The organism is Enterococcus sp. GC34, from assembly GCF_040886645.1.
In the GTDB taxonomy this organism is placed as follows: domain Bacteria; phylum Bacillota; class Bacilli; order Lactobacillales; family Enterococcaceae; genus Enterococcus; species Enterococcus faecalis.
On record NZ_JBFOEF010000002.1, the window covers coordinates 234898 to 249163 of the forward strand.

13 protein-coding genes are annotated in these 14266 nt (G+C 37.3%); 9 read left to right on the forward strand and 4 right to left on the reverse strand.

Annotated elements, in window-relative coordinates; all coding sequences use genetic code 11:
- Positions 1-22: 22 nt before the first annotated feature.
- Positions 23-418 carry a DUF3224 domain-containing protein gene (locus tag AB3I72_RS03480; protein WP_002365812.1) on the reverse strand — a complete coding sequence of 132 codons (396 nt, stop codon included), beginning with the start codon at positions 416-418 and terminating at the stop codon, positions 23-25.
- A 71-nt stretch (positions 419-489) separates the two neighbouring features.
- A complete protein-coding gene (yeiL, locus tag AB3I72_RS03485; RefSeq protein ID WP_002362037.1) occupies positions 490-1155 on the reverse strand; it encodes a transcriptional regulator YeiL in 666 nt (221 codons plus the stop codon).
- An 88-nt stretch (positions 1156-1243) separates the two neighbouring features.
- On the opposite strand from yeiL, the gene AB3I72_RS03490 reads away from it, so the two are divergent.
- The 4 genes from AB3I72_RS03490 (at position 1244) to AB3I72_RS03505 (ending at position 6033) form a co-directional block, all read left to right on the forward strand.
- The gene (locus AB3I72_RS03490; protein ID WP_061101232.1) at positions 1244-1894 is read left to right on the forward strand and encodes a YitT family protein; all 651 of its coding nucleotides are present in this window, start codon (positions 1244-1246) and stop codon (positions 1892-1894) included.
- Between the two features lie 317 nt (positions 1895-2211).
- Positions 2212-4917 carry a cation-translocating P-type ATPase gene (locus AB3I72_RS03495; RefSeq protein ID WP_368023575.1) on the forward strand — a complete coding sequence of 902 codons (2706 nt, stop codon included), beginning with the start codon at positions 2212-2214 and terminating at the stop codon, positions 4915-4917.
- Between the two features lie 69 nt (positions 4918-4986).
- The gene (locus tag AB3I72_RS03500) at positions 4987-5523 is read left to right on the forward strand and encodes a GNAT family N-acetyltransferase (RefSeq protein WP_002370982.1); all 537 of its coding nucleotides are present in this window, start codon (positions 4987-4989) and stop codon (positions 5521-5523) included.
- 69 nt (positions 5524-5592) lie between these two features.
- Positions 5593-6033 carry a hypothetical protein gene (locus tag AB3I72_RS03505; protein ID WP_002385841.1) on the forward strand — a complete coding sequence of 147 codons (441 nt, stop codon included), beginning with the start codon at positions 5593-5595 and terminating at the stop codon, positions 6031-6033.
- Between the two features lie 241 nt (positions 6034-6274).
- On the opposite strand, the gene AB3I72_RS03510 is transcribed toward AB3I72_RS03505, so the two are convergent.
- Together AB3I72_RS03510 and AB3I72_RS03515 are read right to left on the reverse strand one after the other, a co-directional pair.
- Positions 6275-6436 (reverse strand): hypothetical protein, encoded by a 162-nt coding sequence (locus AB3I72_RS03510; RefSeq protein WP_002357133.1) that lies wholly within the window; start codon positions 6434-6436, stop codon positions 6275-6277.
- Positions 6437-6469: 33 nt separating this feature from the next.
- Positions 6470-6826 carry a hypothetical protein gene (locus tag AB3I72_RS03515; protein WP_002419931.1) on the reverse strand — a complete coding sequence of 119 codons (357 nt, stop codon included), beginning with the start codon at positions 6824-6826 and terminating at the stop codon, positions 6470-6472.
- 179 nt (positions 6827-7005) lie between these two features.
- Here AB3I72_RS03515 and AB3I72_RS03520 point away from each other — a divergent pair, with 179 nt between their 5' ends.
- From AB3I72_RS03520 to AB3I72_RS03540, 5 genes are all read left to right on the forward strand, one after another.
- Complete coding sequence (locus AB3I72_RS03520; protein ID WP_192444549.1) at positions 7006-8340, forward strand: FAD-dependent oxidoreductase; 1335 nt, start codon at positions 7006-7008, stop codon at positions 8338-8340.
- Positions 8330-9796, forward strand: coding sequence for a helix-turn-helix domain-containing protein (locus tag AB3I72_RS03525; protein WP_002385844.1), 1467 nt, complete (start codon positions 8330-8332; stop codon positions 9794-9796). Before AB3I72_RS03520 ends, AB3I72_RS03525 begins: the two co-directional genes overlap by 11 nt.
- 276 nt (positions 9797-10072) lie before the next feature.
- Positions 10073-11578 carry a glycerol kinase GlpK gene (gene glpK, locus AB3I72_RS03530; RefSeq protein ID WP_061101229.1) on the forward strand — a complete coding sequence of 502 codons (1506 nt, stop codon included), beginning with the start codon at positions 10073-10075 and terminating at the stop codon, positions 11576-11578.
- 20 nt (positions 11579-11598) lie between these two features.
- Positions 11599-13428 (forward strand): type 1 glycerol-3-phosphate oxidase, encoded by a 1830-nt coding sequence (gene glpO / locus AB3I72_RS03535; protein WP_061101228.1) that lies wholly within the window; start codon positions 11599-11601, stop codon positions 13426-13428.
- A 7-nt stretch (positions 13429-13435) separates the two neighbouring features.
- On the forward strand, positions 13436-14155 hold the full coding sequence (locus AB3I72_RS03540; RefSeq protein WP_002357140.1) for an MIP/aquaporin family protein: 720 nt from the start codon (positions 13436-13438) through the stop codon (positions 14153-14155).
- Positions 14156-14266 lie beyond the last annotated feature (111 nt).

The following is a 14266-nucleotide window of genomic DNA, read 5'->3' on the forward strand; positions in this document are numbered from 1 at the left end:
CAACTTTCCTTGAAATTTTTTATTATACAAAGTCTAAATGAAGAAGCGCTTCTTCTTGACTAAATTCATAAGTGTAGCGACCGGATAAACCGGCAAGCTCACCTGATGCTTGAAATAGTTCACCTGGGCAGTCTAAAAGCCCCTGTGTAAACGTCCCTTTTTCGCAAGCAGTAAAGGTGCCTTTTTTTCCTAAATAAGTTCCTTCGAAATGGAGGAAACCGACCACTTGAGCCACAGCTTCAAGCCCATCAGCCATTGAAGAACCTTGATAAGTCATTAAATATTCCACAGAAGCTGTCCCAGATAAGGCGCCTGACAATTGATAAGTAGCGCTCGCTTGATTCACTGGGAAATTTTCATTAAGATTGTCAATCGGTTGTTCTTGCCAGCTAGATACAGTAAATGCTGCTTGCTCCATTGCTGTCCCTTCTTTCTTATTAATAAGAATAGGGTAGCGGGAAGCACACTATTTGTCAACAATCCACCACTTTAACTCTTCATTTTTTGCACAAAAGAATGTAACGCTAAGCGGTTGATGTGATAAGCAGTTCCTTGTTTTTGAATAAAGCCGCGCTCTCGAAATTGCTTGAAAGTATAAATAAGATGGCGATAACTAACCCCTAAGTATTCGGCAATCTCAGTATGTTTTTCTTTATAAACATCTTCGTGATTAGCGGCAACCAATAGCAATTCCGCTAGCCGATAACTTAGTTCATAGGTCTGATTCGTTGTAAAGTGGTCCACCCGTTGGAGCATTTTTTTTCCTAGATAATGGCTGAGTTGCTGCATAAAAAGTACCTTGTTTTTTAAAACAGTTTCTGCGTAAGCTAAAGGTACAGCCAAACAACAGGTTTCACCTAAGGCGATAACGTCCTTGGTTATCGTTTCCGCTTGGACTAATGTTAAATCGCCAATTAAATCACCTGTCGTTAAAAACTGAACAATGGATTGGCGGCCATTGCGTTCTGTTTTTAAAATTTTCGCTTTTCCTTTGATTAAATAAAAAAGATAATTTAATGGCTCTGCTTGGTGATGAATGAATTCTTGATTTTCAAAATCGATAATAAAACTGTGTTTTAAATCAGTTTCATTAAAAAAAGGCGTATTTTTAGCTAATTCTTGTTTCGGTGATCGTTGGTAGGCTGTTTTAAGCATTTTTTCTCCTTATAATAGGAGATATCTCCTATTTGTTTCTTCCATTGTAGCACATAATAGACGTATCAAGAGTAGAGGAGTTTTTATAATGTGGAAGAAAAAAATTGTGCTATCGTTTCTTTTTTATTTAATTAGTGCATTGGGCATCAGTTTGACAATTCAAGCAGGCATTGGAGTTAGTAGTTTTAATGCATTTAATGTGACCTTTGCAACACTTACTCATTTAAAAGTCGGAACTGTTACCACAGCTATCAATTTAGCTTTTTTAGGCACGTGTTGGTTGTTAGATCAGCAGCGTAAAATTCAGGACTATTTGATTATTTTGATGGCGTTAATTGGCTTTGGTTTTGTCATTAATTTTTTCTTATATCAATTATTTGGTTCGCTTGTTTTTCAAAATTATTTGGTTAAAATTGTTCTATTTATTTTAGGGACAATCATAGCAGGAATCGGGACAGGACAGGTAGTTGCGCTAGGTGTTTTGCAATTTCCCATTGAAAAATTTTGTACACTTATTTCTGAAAGAACGCGCTATAGTTTTCGGTTTTATCGTTATTTAGTTGATATTTTTTGTGTCAGTTTAGCACTAGGATTGTCCATTAGTTATCATTTGCCGATTTTTGTTCGTGAGGGAACCGTGATTAGTCTTTTCTTACTTTCTTGGGTTATTAGTTGGTCGAGAAAGCGGGAGCAACAGCGTATTTTACGAATACAAATCAAGAAACTGGAATCCGAATGAAAGGATTTCAGTTTTTTTCAAATGAGCAGAACTTTTATTTGAAAAAAAGAGTGGAAAACGGTATACTAATTAAGTAATTATTCATAACATTGGTTCTCCAATCAATGTTAAATAGTTTTTTCATGAGGGAGTAACTGACAGTATTTATGCTGTGACAACATCACCAACTCCGAAAGCAATTTCTGGTGTTGTCTTAAACGGTGAGACTTATGTATGTTCGACGAAGTAGCATACACAAGTCTATTTTTTTTCATTTATTTTTGATGAAATGTAAAATAGTACTTGAAGGATGCTGCAAAAAATAGAGGAGGAAGAACATGTCAGAAGAAAAGAAAACACAATTGTCTGAAGCGTTTTACGCACAAGACGACACAGTTGTTTTGGAGAAAATGAACACAACAACTGATGGATTAAGTGCACAGGAGGCTCAAAAGCGTTTAGAAACGTACGGGGAAAATGTGCTAGATGAAGGGAAGAAAAAATCACTTGCCGTGAAATTCTTTGAGCAATTCAAAGATTTTATGATTATTGTTTTATTAGCGGCAGCGGTCATTTCAGCCGTCTTTTCCCATGATGTGGTAGACTCGATTATCATCTTAGTGGTTGTTATCTTGAACGCCATCTTTGGGGTCATTCAAGAAGCCAAAGCGGAACAAGCCATTGAAGCATTAAAAGAAATGTCTTCACCAAATGCGAATGTTCGCCGTGATGGACACGTCATTACTGTTAAAAGTGATGAATTAGTACCAGGCGACATTGTTTTATTAGAAGCAGGGGATGTCGTTCCAGCTGATTTACGTTTATTGGAAGCGAATAGCTTAAAAATTGAAGAAGCAGCGTTAACCGGTGAATCTGTTCCAGTTGAAAAAGAAGTAACCATCTTAGAGGGAACCGATATTGGTATCGGTGACCGGATCAATATGGCTTATTCCAATAGTAATGTGACGTATGGACGTGGTCTTGGCGTTGTGGTTGGCACAGGGATGAATACAGAAGTCGGTAAAATTGCTGGCATGCTAGCAAGCGAACAAGAAACGGAAACGCCTTTAAAACAAAACTTAAACCAATTGGGTAAAATGTTAACAATTGCCATTTTAGTCATTGCAGCGGTGATGTTTGTGGTAGGAATGATGAATGGTCGTTCATGGATTGACATGTTATTAACGTCAATTTCGTTAGCTGTAGCGGCAATTCCAGAAGGATTACCAGCGATTGTCACGATTATTTTGGCTTTAGGGACTCAAAAAATGGCCAAGAAAAATGCGATTGTCCGTAAGTTACCAGCCGTTGAAACATTAGGAAGTACAGATATTATCTGTTCAGATAAAACAGGTACGTTAACCTTAAATCAAATGACCGTTGAAGCGTTGTATACAGATGGTCAAGTGTTATCTGCTTCCACAGAAATCCCTGCTGATAATATGGCTTTAAAAATCATGAACTTTACGAATGATACAAAAATCGCTCAAGATGGTTCATTAATTGGTGACCCAACAGAAACTGCCTTAGTACAATTTGGTTTAGATCATGCGTTTAACGTAACCGAAAAAGTAGCAGCTGAACCTCGTGTGGCAGAGATTCCTTTTGACTCTGATCGTAAATTAATGACTACTGTTCATGAATTAAAAACAGGTGGCTTCCTAGTTTCTGTCAAAGGTGCACCAGATGAATTATTGAAACGTTGTACGGAAATCTTATCAAATGGAGAAACAAATCCATTAGATGAAACAAAACGTCAAGAAATTTTGAAAACCAACACCTCATTAGCGAAACAAGCCTTACGTGTTTTAGGAATGGCTTATAAATATGTTGAGACGATTCCAGCCGAAATGAGTTCTGAACTTGTGGAAAAAGATTTAACATTTGCTGGTTTAGTCGGTATGATTGACCCAGAAAGAAAAGAAGCTGCAGATGCTGTAAAAGTCGCGAAAGAAGCGGGTATTCGTCCAATTATGATTACGGGTGACCACCGTGATACAGCAGAAGCAATTGCGGCACGTTTAGGCATCATCAAAGAAGGCGACGACGATGCAGTCATCACAGGCGCTGAATTAAATGAATTGTCAGATGAAAAATTCGCACAAGTCGTGGGACACTACTCTGTCTATGCTCGTGTTTCACCAGAACACAAGGTTCGGATTGTTAAAGCGTGGCAACAAGAAGGAAAAGTGGTTGCTATGACTGGTGATGGCGTAAATGATGCTCCAGCCTTAAAAGCGGCTGACATCGGCATTGGTATGGGGATTACCGGAACAGAAGTATCAAAAGGTGCTTCAGATATGGTCCTTGCCGATGATAACTTTTCAACAATTATTGTAGCAGTAGAAGAAGGACGTAAAGTCTTCTCAAATATCCAAAAAACGATTCAATATTTACTTTCAGCTAACTTAGGGGAAGTATTAACCTTGTTTATTGCAACAATGCTCAATTGGGATACCTTGTTACCTGTTCACTTATTGTGGATTAACTTAGTAACGGATACTTTCCCAGCGATTGCGTTAGGTGTGGAACCAGCAGAACGTGATGTGATGAGCCATGAACCTCGTGGTAAAAAATCGAACTTCTTCTCTGGCGGCGTTTTAAGCAGTGTTGTTTACCAAGGGATTACGCAAGGGGCATTGACTTTGATTGTGTATAAAATGTCAATTATGTTCCCAGCACATACCGCAGCTAACACAAACTTATCGGCGCAAGCGTTGTATGATTTACAACACGGCGATGCTTTAACCATGGCCTTCGCTACTTTGGGATTAATTCAATTGTTCCATGCCTTTAATGTGAAGTCGATTTATCAATCAATTTTCAAAGTTGGCTTATTCCGCAACAAATCATTTAACTATGGGATTCTTGTTTCGTTCTTGCTATTAGCTGCAACGATTGTTATTCCAGGATTTAATGATTTATTCAGCGTCACACATTTAGATGCATATCAATGGGCAATTGTAGCAGGTACTTCTTTTGCTATCATCCCAATTGTGGAAATTGTGAAGTTCTTCCAACGTAAAGCAGGTAAAGGTGCTTAATAAATAAGAAAAGAAAATTGGCTGGTACTTAAACCAGTCAATTTTTCTTTATGTAAGGAGTGAAAGGGCTTGAAACGGAAAATTATTTTCGAAACACAACGACTTATTGTCAGAGAATGGCAGTCGGAAGATGAAGTGGAATTGAAAAAATTTTTGCAAGATGAAAATGTGATGTATGCTTATGAACACGCTTTTTCTGATGAAGAGGTCGCAAACTGGCTAAAGTGGAACTTACAGTCCTATCAAGAATACGGCTATGGTTTATGGGCGTTAGAGAAGAAGCGAACAGGCGAAGTTATCGGCGAGTGTGGCCTCACCAATCAATTAGTAAAAGGTAAGAGCTATCCAGAAATTGGTTATCATTTATGTGGAAAAGAATGGCACAAAGGGTATGCGATTGAAGCTGCCGCAGCGACAAAGCAATACGCATTCGATGTATTAAATTTTCCAGAAGTTATTTCAACGATTCGTGATACGAACTTAGCCTCTATGAATGTCGCTATTCGAAACCAGATGCTTGTTAGGGATCGATACATTAAAACATACCGTGGCAAAACGATGCCTCACTATGTTTTCTCTGTTAAAAATCAAAAGAATAAAGACTGAAAAAGTGCCACTTGTCAGATGGAATAGAAAAAGTGTAAAATGGAGTGAAAGAGAAAAGGGAAAAGAGGGATGGTTATGAGACCAAATTTAGGATTTTACGTTCAAACAATTAATGATATCGTTAAAACAACAGAAGATATTGGCGAAGTCATGAATCCATATTACGAAGAAGTTCGTCAAGCGATCGATAAGAATAAAGTGAATGATTTAACAGCCGAACGAATTGCAGAAATTCAAGCAAAATTTAAAGAAGGTACTGAAAAATATGAATTAATGCTCAAAAAAGTCGGAACATTAAAACCGACGCCACAAGTACTTGGCATTCACAAAAAATTTCAACATGCTTATACAGAATATGTAGCAGGATGCAATGAAATGATTTTAGCAACAGATCCAGAAACAGGTATTGATGCAGATTTATTTAATGCTTCAGAGGAAAAGCAAGACCAAGCAACGGATGAATTAACCTTTGCCATTACACGGATGAGCAACATTCTTTTGAAAAAATAAAAAACTAATAAAAATAACTAACGAATTTAATATTTTTTTCATGTCTTTTTTATGGACAAAAGAGAAAGTGTATTGTATTATTAATTCATACCAACAACAACCTTTTTATTTTTCATTTTACTCTTATTGAGTAAATACTCCTTTTCCATCGGCAAAACTGCCGGTGGTTTTTTTGTTATTTTTTTATTTTGATAATAAAACAACCTTTGATTTTATTAAAATCAAAGGTTGTTTTAGCTCGTTAATTTTCAACATTTCGCACATAATCATCAAAGTATTGAATTAACTCTTTCTTGATTTGTTGATAATCTGCTTCAGAATAGTTCTTTTCTTCTAGTGTGCCATTAAAAAATGGCAAATTTAGTTCTTCTTTTAAACGTTCAATCACTTCTTCTTGCTTCATAAGGACCCCTTCTCAACGAATTGTTCTCTTCTATTATAGAACATTGTAGTCATCCGTCAATTGCTCAAAGGCAATTTTCATTTCCTCTAGACGTTCATTCAATTGATGGGTTTCATCTTCTTCATTGAAAAAATGTTGTTTTAATTCAAAATAAAAATTTTCGAAGGCTTGGAAAAAAGGCTCAGACTTGTTATTTTCAAGAGCAGGAACACTTGTGTAGAGAACACGAGCGCTATGGTAGTAAGTGCAAACCTCGTTAATATTTAATAAAATACGCGCTTCTTCTGGGCGTGGTCGACTTGTAACTAAGTCATGTAAAGATAAACTTTTTGTATGGGTTTCAGATAAATAAAATAAAAATAGTTCCAATTGCTCTTTTGTTGCAGACATGAAAACTCCTCCTCAAACAGTAGTAACATTTATTATAAATGAAAATGAAAGTGCTTGAAAAGCAATGCGCTCAGCAAAAATAATTATTTTAAGTGAAAACTATAGTTGTTGCTTTAGCATTCTTTTTAATCATGATAAACTGAGAGAAGTATAGTAGGTCCTGACAGAGGAGGAAACAAATGAAAATTGTGATTATTGGTGCATCATTCGCAGGTATTTCCGCAGCAATTGCTTCAAGGAAAAAATATCCCCAAGCAGAAATTTCTTTAATTGACAAACAAGCAACAGTGGGGTATTTATCTGGTGGCTTAAGTGCGTATTTTAATCATACCATCAATGAATTACACGAAGCACGTTACATAACGGAAGAGGAATTACGTCGTCAAAAGATTCAGTTGCTTTTAAATAGAGAAGTCGTGGCAATGGATGTTGAGAACCAATTGATTGCTTGGGCACGAAAAGAAGAGCAACAGTGGTATTCTTATGATAAATTGATTTTAGCGACAGGCGCGAGCCAGTTTTCCACGCAAATTCGTGGTAGTCAAACAGAAAAACTACTCAAATATAAATTTTTATCAGGTGCTTTAGCGGCTGTTCCATTACTGGAAGAAAGCCAGACAGTAGCCGTCATTGGTGCAGGACCCATTGGAATGGAAGCTATTGATTTTCTTGTGAAAATGAAGAAAACAGTCCATGTCTTTGAAAGTTTAGAAAATCTATTGCCTAAATATTTTGATAAAGAAATGGTTGCAGAAGTTCAAAAATCTTTGGAAAAACAAGCAGTAATTTTCCATTTTGAAGAAACGGTCCTAGGAATTGAAGAAACAGCAAATGGTATTGTTCTTGAAACAAGCGAGCAGGAAATTTCTTGTGACAGTGGGATTTTTGCTTTAAACTTACATCCTCAATTAGCCTATTTAGATAAAAAAATTCAACGAAATCTGGATCAGACAATCGCGGTGGATGCTTATTTACAAACTTCAGTGCCGAATGTTTTTGCCATCGGAGATTGCATTTCAGTTATGAATGAACCAGTCGCGGAAACTTTTTATGCTCCGTTAGTGAACAATGCGGTACGAACTGGCTTGGTAGTCGCCAACAATTTAGAAGAAAAAACACACCGATTCATTGGCTCTTTGAGAACAATGGGAACAAAAGTGGGGGACTATTACCTTGCTAGTACAGGTCTAACCGAAACGGAAGGTTTATTTTTTCCGCAAACACTTGTTTCCGTAATTGTTAGACAGCCAGCGCCGCCTCTACAACATGGGACAGAAATTTTAGGCAAATTAATCTATGATAAAGTGACGCAACGGGTCCTTGGGGCACAGCTTTGTTCAAAAAACAATTGTTTAGAAAAAATAAATACTTTAGCATTAAGTATCCAAACAGGTCAGACACTGACAGACCTATTACAAAAAGATTATTTTTATCAACCTTCCTTAACCAATATTTATGATATTACAAATTTGATGGGTGCTTCGGCTTATTGGAGAGAGAACGATGAAAGTTGAGACATTATTAGAAAAGAAAGCGATGCGACAATTATTAACGGTGCAACAAACCATCTTAGCAGGCGGCACCTGCTCAGTCTCTGATTTAACAGCATTTTTAGCGGTCACAAAAGCCTCCTTTGAAAAAGACTTAGAGGATTTACATTATTTTTTGAAACCTTTTGGACAGGATTGTCAGCTTACTTATGATGGCCAACAGCTATCAATCACCTTATCGGATTTTTTTTCGTTGAATCATTTAATTGAAGCATTTGTAAAAGAGTCTCTTAAATTTCAACTTTTAGATTATTTATATCGTAATAAAGAGTTTTCTATTGTTCAATTAACGACCAAATTTATGATTAGTGAGTCTTCTTTATTTCGAAAAATTAAAGAACTCAATCAATTGTTAGCCGCCTTTGATTTGCAAATAAAAAATGGACAACTACAGGGAGAAGAATTGCAGATTCGTTACTTTTACTTTCAGTTGTATTGGTATATTACTCCCTATGAAACACACCAGAAAAAAACGATGTCGCCGTTAAATAAACGGATAATTGAAGGGATTGAGACTGGCTTAGGTTTTACTTTTAATGAACATAATGCGTTAAAAGTTAGCCTTTGGTTGAGTATTACGAAAAAGCGCTTAGCGGTCACTTCAAAAAAATATCAACAATTGAGAAAGAAAATGATTGATTTTAAAGAAGATCCGTTATTTAAGCAAGTTCGACAATTGTTTTTCCGTTTTTCTAGTCGCTATTCATTAGAATTAGACGAAGGAGAAAGCATGATTCATTTTGTTTTTCTAATCACAATGTCGGTCTTACCAGAATCAGCTTTTGATGAATATTCCTTAATTCGGGGACGTCGTTCCGCTGTTTCTTTAGCTGATACGTTTATCTTGGAAAATGTGGTCTTGTATTATCGGCCCCATAAATTTGAACCTACTCTTGAGAAAACCATGGCTTACTATTTTTCACAAATTCATGGAAAACTGTATTTTTTTAAAGGAGAATTGGAAGTCTTTGATCGGGCCCATATCTGGGAAAAAGAACAGCAATTATCTAGTCGGGAATTAGCTTCTTTTTCAACAACGTTATTAGAAAAAGCTTTAGCTTGTTTTGATGAAACGTATCAACCAGGAGATAGTTTGCATGAACTTTCTCTGGTCAAATATTTAAGCGTGTTGGCATTAATTGAATTTAAAATGATTGGTGAAATAAAAATTGGGATTCACTTAGCAATGGATGCTCTTTATCAAGCGGCGTTAACACAAGTATTAATGCTCAGTCTTAAAAATATGAATGGCACGCTGGTGGAGAGGTATCAGCCTGAACAAACATATGATTTAATTGTAACTAATTATCAGCAAACGAGCTATCAAGGAACACCGGAAGTCTATGTTTTGTCAGAATTAAGTTCGACCTATGATGTGCAACAATTAAAAAAGAAAATACGTACCTTGCGGGAGAAATAAACAAAAGGTTGGTGTGACGGAAATTGTCTGATCCTCGCACCAGCCTTTTTACAACTAAAAGTCGAAAATTAGGCTTTTTTAAACAAAAATGTTTCTTTTTATTGAAAAATTAGAGATAATAAAAGTATTATTGAAAGCGTTGTCTTTGTTGGTTTTAGTAGAAATCCTTTCAATTTTTTTAAAATAAAAAAAGTTTTTGACATGTTTAGTTATTCTTTTGTTTGTAAGATAGGGACATAAAGAAAACGATTTCAAAAACGTTTAGGAGGAATTATCATGGCAGAAGAAAAATACATTATGGCGATTGATCAAGGAACGACTAGTTCTCGTGCAATTATTTTTGATAAAAAAGGAAACAAAATTGGTAGTTCACAAAAGGAATTTACTCAATATTTCCCTAATGCAGGTTGGGTGGAACATAATGCCAATGAAATTTGGAATTCTGTTCAATCCGTTATTGCAGGTTCTTTAATTGAGTCAGGAGTGAAACCTACAGATATTGCCGGAATTGGGATTACAAACCAACGGGAAACAACCGTTGTTTGGGACAAAGCAACTGGGTTACCCATTTATAACGCAATTGTTTGGCAATCACGCCAAACGACACCTATTGCCGATCAACTAAAAGAAGATGGCTACAGCGAAATGATTCATGAAAAAACTGGGTTAATCATTGATGCTTATTTCTCAGCAACGAAGGTTCGTTGGATCTTAGATCATGTAGAAGGTGCACAAGAACGTGCAGAAAACGGCGAATTGTTGTTTGGAACAATTGACACTTGGCTCGTTTGGAAATTAACGGGAGATACTCATGTCACTGATTATTCAAATGCAAGTCGGACGATGTTGTTTAATATCCATGATTTAGATTGGGATCAAGAAATTTTGGATCTTTTAAATATCCCACGAGTGATGTTACCGAAAGTCGTTTCGAACTCTGAAGTGTATGGACTAACAAAAAATTACCATTTTTACGGAAGTGAAGTTCCTATCGCTGGGATGGCTGGTGACCAACAAGCCGCCTTATTTGGTCAAATGGCCTTTGAACCTGGGATGGTTAAAAATACCTATGGAACAGGCTCATTTATTGTCATGAACACTGGCGAAGAACCTCAACTTTCTAAAAATAATCTGCTTACCACTATTGGCTATGGCATTAACGGCAAAGTATATTATGCCTTGGAAGGAAGTATCTTCGTGGCTGGTTCAGCGATTCAATGGTTACGAGATGGCTTAAAAATGTTGCAAACGGCTGCGGAATCTGAAGCAGTAGCCAAAGCGTCAACAGGGCACAATGAAGTTTATGTGGTTCCTGCATTCACTGGTTTGGGTGCACCATATTGGGATTCACAAGCGCGTGGGGCTGTCTTTGGATTGACACGCGGTACCACGAGAGAAGATTTTGTCAAAGCGACACTTCAAGCAGTTGCGTATCAAGTTCGTGACATTATTGACACGATGAAAGAAGATACAGGCATAGATATTCCCGTCTTAAAAGTAGACGGTGGAGCAGCAAACAATGATTTCTTGATGCAATTCCAAGCAGATATTTTAAACACTGCTGTTCAAAGAGCCCATAACTTAGAAACAACGGCCTTAGGCGCAGCTTTCTTGGCGGGCTTAGCGGTTGGCTTCTGGAAAGACTTAGAAGAAATCAAAGCATTCCAAGAAGAAGGACAACAATTTGAACCAATTATGGCGGAAGAAGAACGAGAAGATTTATATGAAGGTTGGCAACAAGCAGTAGCAGCTACCCAACAATTCAAACGTAAAAATAAGTAAATGGAAAAGGGGAATTTTCTATGACTTTCTCAATAGAAACACGCCGACAATCAATCGACGCTTTAAAAACACAACACTTAGATGTCTTAATTATTGGTGGTGGCATTACTGGCGCAGGCGTTGCCCTGCAAGCCAGTGCCGCTAAAATGAAGACAGGGTTAATTGAAATGCAGGATTTCGCAGAGGGCACCTCTTCACGATCAACCAAATTAGTTCATGGTGGTATCCGCTATTTGAAAACGTTTGACGTGGAGGTGGTGGCAGATACAGTGAAAGAACGAGCCGTCGTTCAATCCATTGCGCCACACATCCCTAAAGCGGATCCCATGTTATTGCCGATTTATGATGAGCCAAATGCAACATTTAATCTATTTTCTGTCAAAATAGCAATGGATTTATATGATCAGTTAGCTGATGTAACAGGTACCAAGTACGCCAACTATCTGTTAACAAAAGAAGAGGTTTTGGCACGTGAGCCACAACTAAAAAGTGAAGGTCTACAAGGTGGCGGTGTTTATTTAGATTACCGAAATAATGATGCTCGTTTAGTTATTGAAAATATTAAACAAGCAGTAGCTGACGGGGCACATGCTGTGAGTCGGGTTCAAGCGGTGGGCTTTTTATACAATGATGAAGGGAAAATTACTGGTATTCAAGCAAAGGACCTACTAACTGACGAACAGTTTGAGATTCACGCAGATGTTGTGATTAATACTACTGGTCCTTGGTCAGATAAATTAAGAGGCTTAGACAAAAATGATTCATTTACACCACAAATGCGTCCAACCAAAGGGGTTCATTTAGTTGTCGACAAAAGCCGTTTAAATGTTCCTCAACCAACGTATTTTGATACAGGTAAACAAGATGGCCGCATGGTCTTCGTTGTTCCAAGAGAAGAAAAAACATATTTTGGGACGACGGATACAGATTACCATGGAGACTTTCAACATCCAACAGTAGAACAAAGTGATGTGGATTACCTATTGGAAGTAGTCAATAATCGTTATCCAGAGGTACAATTGACAATTGATGATATTGAAGCCAGCTGGGCTGGCTTGCGACCTTTAATTTCTGCTAACGGTGGCTCAGATTATAATGGGGGAAACAATGGCAAACTTTCAGATAAAAGTATTGATGAAGTCATTGATGTCGTTGACAGATACCAAAAAAATCAAACAGATAAACGAGAAATTGAAGAAGTCCTAAACCATCTGGAAGACAGTTTGGTGGAAAATAAAGTCAATCCTTCAGCTGTCTCTCGAGGCAGCTCATTGGAAAGATCAGCGGATGGCTTGCTCACTTTGGCTGGTGGGAAATTAACAGATTATCGTAAAATGGCAGAAGGTGCGATGAAAATGATTCAAACCATCTTAGCAGAAGAATACCAAAAAGAATTCACCTTAATTGATTCTAAAAACTATCCAGTTTCAGGCGGAAAATTGAACCCTGCAACGGTAGACGAAGAATTAGAAGCGTTGGCAAAACATGGCGTATCTAAAGGGTTAAGTGAAAAGGATGCACTATACTTAGCTCATTTATATGGCTCCAACGTACCAACTGTTTTTGAAATGATTGATGATGCCAAAGTAATTCCTGGTTTAACCTTAACAGAAACTGTCTCTTTAAACTATGCGATGGAAGAAGAAATGGCTTTAACACCCGTCGACTTTTTATTGCGACGGACCAACCACTTATTGTTTATGCGTGATCGTTTGGACCAAGTGAAAGCGGGAGTCATTGAAGAAATGGCACAGCATTATCAGTGGACAGTGGAAGAAAGAGCACGACACATTGAAACATTAGAAAAAGTAATTGAAGAATCAGATTTAAAAAATTTGAAAGTAGGGTGAAGAAAAAATGGGAACTTCGATGATGACACAATTATTCGGTGAATTTTTCGGAACGATGATTTTAGTTTTACTAGGGGATGGCGTCTGTGCCGCAGTTAACTTGAAGAAAAGCAAAGCCTTTGCTTCTGGTTGGGTCGTTATTGCTTTAGGTTGGGGCGCTGCTGTTACATTAGCTGTTTACATGTCTGGGTATATGAGTCCAGCGCATTTAAATCCTGCTGTAACAGTTGCGATGGCAATTACTGGAAACTTTGAATGGGGCATGGTTTTACCTTATATCGTAGCTCAAGTCCTAGGCGGTTTTATTGGTGGTTTAGTTGTCTGGTTAGCTTATTTACCCCATTGGAACATTACAGAAGACAAAGGTGCTATTTTAGGAACCTTCGCCACTGGTCCAGCTGTCCGTAACTATCCAGCCAATGTTTTAACAGAAATTATCGGCACATTTGTCTTGGTTTTTGGCTTACTAGCCTTTTCTCAAAACGACTTAGCGGCTGGCATTAACCCAATGCTTGTTGGGATTTTGGTCTTAGGACTAGGTCTATCATTAGGCGGACCTACAGGTTATGCAATTAACCCTGCACGTGATTTAGGACCTCGTTTAGCGCACCAAATTATTCCTGTGAAAACAAAAGGTGATTCTGATTGGGCTTATTCTTGGGTGCCAATTGTGGGACCTATCTTAGGTGCTTCATTAGCTGCAGTAATTTATTTATTCACTATTTAATAAAATGAAATGTAAATAGTTGTTTTAGACAATAAAAAACGCTTGTGAGAAGTAATCAATTCTTGCAAGTGTTTTTTGCTACATATTTAAACCAAAAAAGATTTCCTTAGA

What these genes read in the sequence shown, in the direction of transcription:
- AB3I72_RS03480 (WP_002365812.1), bottom strand. Translation starts at nt 418, where the DNA reads ATGGAGCAAGCAGCATTTACTGTATCTAGCTGGCAAGAACAACCGATT.
- yeiL (WP_002362037.1), bottom strand. Translation starts at nt 1,155, where the DNA reads ATGCTTAAAACAGCCTACCAACGATCACCGAAACAAGAATTAGCTAAA.
- AB3I72_RS03490 (WP_061101232.1), top strand. Translation starts at nt 1,244, where the DNA reads ATGTGGAAGAAAAAAATTGTGCTATCGTTTCTTTTTTATTTAATTAGT.
- AB3I72_RS03495 (WP_368023575.1), top strand. Translation starts at nt 2,212, where the DNA reads ATGTCAGAAGAAAAGAAAACACAATTGTCTGAAGCGTTTTACGCACAA.
- AB3I72_RS03505 (WP_002385841.1), top strand. Translation starts at nt 5,593, where the DNA reads ATGGTTATGAGACCAAATTTAGGATTTTACGTTCAAACAATTAATGAT.
- AB3I72_RS03510 (WP_002357133.1), bottom strand. Translation starts at nt 6,436, where the DNA reads ATGAAGCAAGAAGAAGTGATTGAACGTTTAAAAGAAGAACTAAATTTG.
- AB3I72_RS03515 (WP_002419931.1), bottom strand. Translation starts at nt 6,826, where the DNA reads ATGTCTGCAACAAAAGAGCAATTGGAACTATTTTTATTTTATTTATCT.
- AB3I72_RS03520 (WP_192444549.1), top strand. Translation starts at nt 7,006, where the DNA reads ATGAAAATTGTGATTATTGGTGCATCATTCGCAGGTATTTCCGCAGCA.
- AB3I72_RS03525 (WP_002385844.1), top strand. Translation starts at nt 8,330, where the DNA reads ATGAAAGTTGAGACATTATTAGAAAAGAAAGCGATGCGACAATTATTA.
- glpK (WP_061101229.1), top strand. Translation starts at nt 10,073, where the DNA reads ATGGCAGAAGAAAAATACATTATGGCGATTGATCAAGGAACGACTAGT.
- glpO (WP_061101228.1), top strand. Translation starts at nt 11,599, where the DNA reads ATGACTTTCTCAATAGAAACACGCCGACAATCAATCGACGCTTTAAAA.
- AB3I72_RS03540 (WP_002357140.1), top strand. Translation starts at nt 13,436, where the DNA reads ATGGGAACTTCGATGATGACACAATTATTCGGTGAATTTTTCGGAACG.